The sequence below is a fragment of the Candidatus Protofrankia californiensis genome (genome assembly GCF_900634765.1).
Taxonomy (GTDB): Bacteria; Actinomycetota; Actinomycetes; order Frankiales; family Frankiaceae; genus Protofrankia; species Protofrankia californiensis.
In genome coordinates this window covers 4,975-9,482 of sequence record NZ_CAAAFT010000447.1, presented here as the reverse complement: position 1 = coordinate 9,482, position 4,508 = coordinate 4,975, and the positions used below count along the sequence as shown (strand labels likewise).

Here is a 4,508-nt window from a genome sequence, read left to right as displayed (position 1 = left end):
CGCGATCATGATCTTCTCGCGCCGCCGGAGGCTCAGGCTCCTGAGCCACTACGAGGTTCGTTATGACCCAAGCATCCGACACGTCAGCCGCATTCACCGCTCCGGCCGGGTCCAGGGCATCCGCCGGACCGCCGGTTGACGACGTTCCCGCGTACGGCGACGCCTACGAAGCCGGTTTCACCGAGTCGGCGGGAGGGCGGGTCTACACGGTCACCGGCGGCGACTGGGAGCAGGTGCTGGGCGGCGAGGACTATTCCGAGCGCCTCACCGTCAACATGGGTCCCCAGCACCCGTCCACGCACGGGGTGCTGCGGCTCGTCCTGGAGATCGAGGGTGAGACGGTCACCCGGACCCAGGTCGTCATCGGTTACCTGCACACCGGGATCGAGAAGAGCTGTGAGTTCCGCACCTGGACACAGGCGGTCACATTCCTCACCCGTGCCGACTATCTCGCGCCGCTGTTCAACGAGACGGCCTACTGCCTGGCGGTGGAAAAACTACTTGGCGTGACCGATGAGATCCCCGAGCGGGCCACGATCATCCGTGTGCTGGTGATGGAACTGCAGCGGATCGCCTCGCACCTGGTGTGGCTCGCCACCGGAGCCATGGAGATCGGGGCCACCACAGGGATGATCTTCGGCTTCCGTGAGCGGGAGAAGATCCTCGATCTCCTGGAAACGATCACTGGCCTGCGGATGAACCACGCCTATGTCCGCCCCGGTGGGCTGGCCCAGGATCTTCCCGACGGCGTCGTACCCGACATCCGGGCGTTTCTCCTCGACATGCCCAAAAGGATCAAAGAATATCACGCTCTGTTGTCGGGGCAGCCGATCTGGAAGGGGCGCATGGTCGACGTCAACTACATCGACGCGGCCAGCTGTATCGCACTCGGCGTGACCGGGCCGGTGCTGCGTGCGGCCGGGCTCGAGTGGGACCTGCGCAAGACCATGCCGTACTGCGGCTACGAGACCTACGAGTTCGACGTCCCCACCTCGCTGGATGCCGACTCCTACGCCCGTTATCTTGTGCGGCTGGAGGAGATGGGCGAGTCATTGAAGATCGTTGAACAGTGCCTCGACCGGTTGAAGCCCGGCCCGGTGATGGTCGCGGACAAGAAGATCGCCTGGCCGGCGCAGCTGTCGATCGGCACCGACGGGATGGGTAACTCCCTCGACCACATCCGCAAGATCATGGGTACCTCGATGGAGGCCCTGATCCATCACTTCAAGCTGGTCACCGAGGGCTTCCGGGTGCCGGCCGGGCAGGTGTACACGGCCGTGGAGTCGCCTCGGGGGGAGTTGGCCTACCACGTGGTCAGCGACGGCGGCACCAGGCCGTACCGCGTCCACGTCCGGGAACCCAGCTTCGTCAACCTGCAGGCGGTCCCGGCAATGACCGAAGGCGGGCAGGTCGCCGACGTGATCGTCGGCGTGGCCTCCGTCGACCCAGTCCTGGGGGGAGTTGACCGGTAGTGCCGCTCACCGAACAGACCCGCGCCGCCGCGGCGGACATCATCGCGCGGTACCCACCCGGCCGTTCCCGGTCGGCACTGCTGCCCATGCTGCACCTCGTGCAGGCCGAGGCCGGCTGTGTCACGTCCGAGGGGGTGGAGTTCTGCGCCTCCGTACTCGGTATCACCCAGGCGGAGGTGAGCGCGGTCGCCACCTTCTACACGATGTACAAGCGCCGGCCCGTCGGCGACTGGCTGGTGTCGGTGTGCACCAACCTTTCCTGCGCGCTGCTCGGCGGCGAGGAGGTCTACGCCCGCCTCTCGCAGCGTCTCGGGGTCGGGCACGACCAGACCACACCGGACGGCACGATCACACTGGAGCATGCCGAGTGCCTGGCGGCGTGTGACTACGCGCCCGTGATGACCGTCAACTACGAGTTCTTCGACCAGGTGGACCCGCAGTCCGCGAGCGAGATCGTGGACGCGCTGCGGCGCGGCGAGCGACCGGCCCCGACCCGGGGTGCGCCGCTGTGCACGTTCGCCGAGGCGTCCCGGCAGCTCGCCGGCATCCCCGACCCGCGGCCCGACGCGGTTGCCGGCCCGGGTGTGGGCGAACCGTCCGTGGCCGGGCTGCTGGTCGCGGATGCGCCCGCCGAGGCGACCGCCTCCCGCGACGGCGTTGCGGTCGACGGAGCCCCCGTCGACGGCGTTCCGGGCGCCACCCCGCAGACCGACGATCCGACGAAGGGGAGCTGACCATGCCGGTTACCCCGGTCCTCACCGGACGGTGGAACACCCCCGAGTCCTGGACGCTCGCCGTCTACGAGCGCACCGACGGCTATCAGGGGTTGCGCCAGGCCCTGGCGATGAGCCCGGACGACATCATCAGGATCGTCAAGGACTCCGGCCTGCGAGGTCGTGGTGGCGCGGGCTTCCCCACCGGCATGAAGTGGAGCTTCATCCCGCAGGGCGATGACAAACCGCACTACCTGGTCATCAACGCGGACGAGGGCGAGCCCGGCACCTGCAAGGACGCGCCGCTGATGATGGCCGATCCCCATTCGCTGGTGGAGGGCATCGTCATCGCCTCCTACGCGGTCCGGGCCCACCGCGCCTTCATCTACCTGCGCGGGGAGCTGGTGCACTGCGGACGCCGACTGCGCGCCGCGGTCGCCGAGGCGTACCAGGCCGGTTATCTGGGCCGCGACATCCTCGGCAGCGGCTTCGACCTGGACCTGGTCGTCCACTCCGGTGCCGGTGCCTACATCTGCGGCGAGGAGACGGCGCTGCTCGACTCGCTGGAGGGCCGCCGCGGCCAGCCCCGGCTGCGCCCGCCGTTCCCGGCGACACACGGGCTCTACGCGTCCCCGACCGTGGTCAACAACGTCGAGACCATTGCCACCGTGCCCTTCATCATCCGGCACGGGGTCGAGTGGTTCCGGTCGATGGGCCGGGAGCGTTCGCCGGGGCCGAAGATCTACAGCCTGTCCGGACACGTGACCCGCCCGGGGCAGTACGAGGCGCCGATGGGGACCACCCTTGCCGAGCTGCTGGAGATGGCCGGTGGCATCCGCGGGGGACGGCGGCTCAAGGCGTGGACACCCGGCGGTTCCTCGACGCCGATGCTCACCGCGGACCATCTCGACGTCCCGCTGGACTTCGAGGGTGTCGCCGAGGCCGGTTCCCTGCTCGGTACGGCCGCCATCATGATCATGGACGAAACCGTGGACATGCTCAAGGTCGTCCGGCGACTCACCCAGTTCTACGCGCACGAGTCCTGCGGCAAGTGCACACCGTGCCGCGAGGGCACCACGTGGATGGTCCAGATCCTTTCCCGGCTCGAACGCGGCGACGGTGACGCCGAGGACGTCGACACCCTCGTCGACGCCTGCGACAACATCTTCGGTCGGGCCTTCTGCGCGCTTGCCGACGGTGCGACCTCGCCGATCGTCTCCGGGATCAAGTTCTTCCGGGACGAGTTCGTCCCAGCCGCGCCCACCGACCCGACCGGAGGGCTGATCTCCACCGGCCCGACCGCCGCCGGCCGCACCGGCGACGCAGACTCCGCCGCCACCGACAGCGTCGCCGGTACGCCGGACGCCTTCGCGGGAGCTCACTGATCACTATGACAACCGTGTCGAAGAGCAGCGCCTCGCAACCCCCGGCCGAGCCCGCGCCGCCGGATCTTGTCACCCTGACCATCGACGGCATCGCGGTGAGCGTCCCGAAGGGGATGTTGATCATCCGGGCGGCCGAGCTTCTCGGGATCGAGATCCCGCGGTTCTGCGACCATCCGCTGCTCGATCCCGTCGGCGCCTGCCGGCAGTGCATCGTCGAGGTCGAGGGCCAGCGTAAGCCGGTCGCCTCCTGCACGACGACGGTCACGGCCGACATGGTCGTACGCACCCAGCTCACCTCACCTGTCGCGAAGAAGGCGCAGGCGGGGACGCTGGAGTTCCTGCTGCTCAACCATCCGTTGGACTGCCCGATCTGCGACAAGGGCGGCGAGTGCCCGCTGCAGAACCAGTCGATGGCCAACGGCGGGTCCGTCTCCCGGTTCCGGGAGCCCAAGCGGACGTTCCCGAAGCCGGTTGCCATCTCCACCGAAATCCTGCTCGACCGGGAACGCTGCGTGCTCTGCGCGCGCTGCACCCGGTTCTCCGCGCAGATCGCCGGCGACCCCTTCATCGAGCTGTTCGAGCGTGGCTCCAACGAGCAGGTCGCGGTCAGCGAGAACGAGCCGTTCCAGTCCTACTTCTCCGGCAACACCGTGCAGATCTGCCCGGTGGGGGCGCTCACCAGCGCGGCGTACCGCTTCCGGGCCCGTCCGTTCGACCTCGTGTCCACCCCGACCGCCTGCGAGCACTGCGCGGGCGGATGCGCACTGCGGACCGACCACCGCCGCGGCAAGGTGATGCGTCGGCTCGCCGCCGAGGATCCGGCCGTCAACGAGGAGTGGAACTGTGACAAGGGCCGGTTCGCCTTCACCTACGCGGGCGGCGCCGACCGGTTGCGCACACCGCTGATCCGTGACGACTCCACCGGGGAGCTGGTCGAA

4 protein-coding genes are annotated in these 4,508 nt (G+C 68.6%); all 4 read left to right on the top strand.

The features are described 5' to 3' along the window. Positions 1–62: 62 nt before the first annotated feature. Entirely contained in the window at positions 63–1,472 is a 1,410-nt protein-coding gene (locus DD1DGNOD_RS23275; protein ID WP_131768569.1) for an NADH-quinone oxidoreductase subunit D, read from the top strand. Then, positions 1,472–2,206: an NADH-quinone oxidoreductase subunit NuoE gene (nuoE, locus tag DD1DGNOD_RS23270; protein ID WP_241251799.1), complete on the top strand. Its 735-nt coding sequence runs from the start codon at positions 1,472–1,474 to the stop codon at positions 2,204–2,206. Before DD1DGNOD_RS23275 ends, nuoE begins: the two co-directional genes overlap by 1 nt. A 2-nt stretch (positions 2,207–2,208) precedes the next feature. Beyond that, positions 2,209–3,570, top strand: coding sequence for an NADH-quinone oxidoreductase subunit NuoF (nuoF, locus tag DD1DGNOD_RS23265; protein ID WP_131771030.1), 1,362 nt, complete (start codon positions 2,209–2,211; stop codon positions 3,568–3,570). 5 nt (positions 3,571–3,575) lie between these two features. Next, on the top strand, positions 3,576–4,508 hold a 933-nt coding region (locus DD1DGNOD_RS23260), incomplete at its 3' end, for a 2Fe-2S iron-sulfur cluster-binding protein (RefSeq protein WP_131771032.1).

What these genes read in the sequence shown, in the direction of transcription:
- DD1DGNOD_RS23275 (WP_131768569.1), top strand. Translation starts at nt 63, where the DNA reads ATGACCCAAGCATCCGACACGTCAGCCGCATTCACCGCTCCGGCCGGG.
- nuoF (WP_131771030.1), top strand. Translation starts at nt 2,209, where the DNA reads ATGCCGGTTACCCCGGTCCTCACCGGACGGTGGAACACCCCCGAGTCC.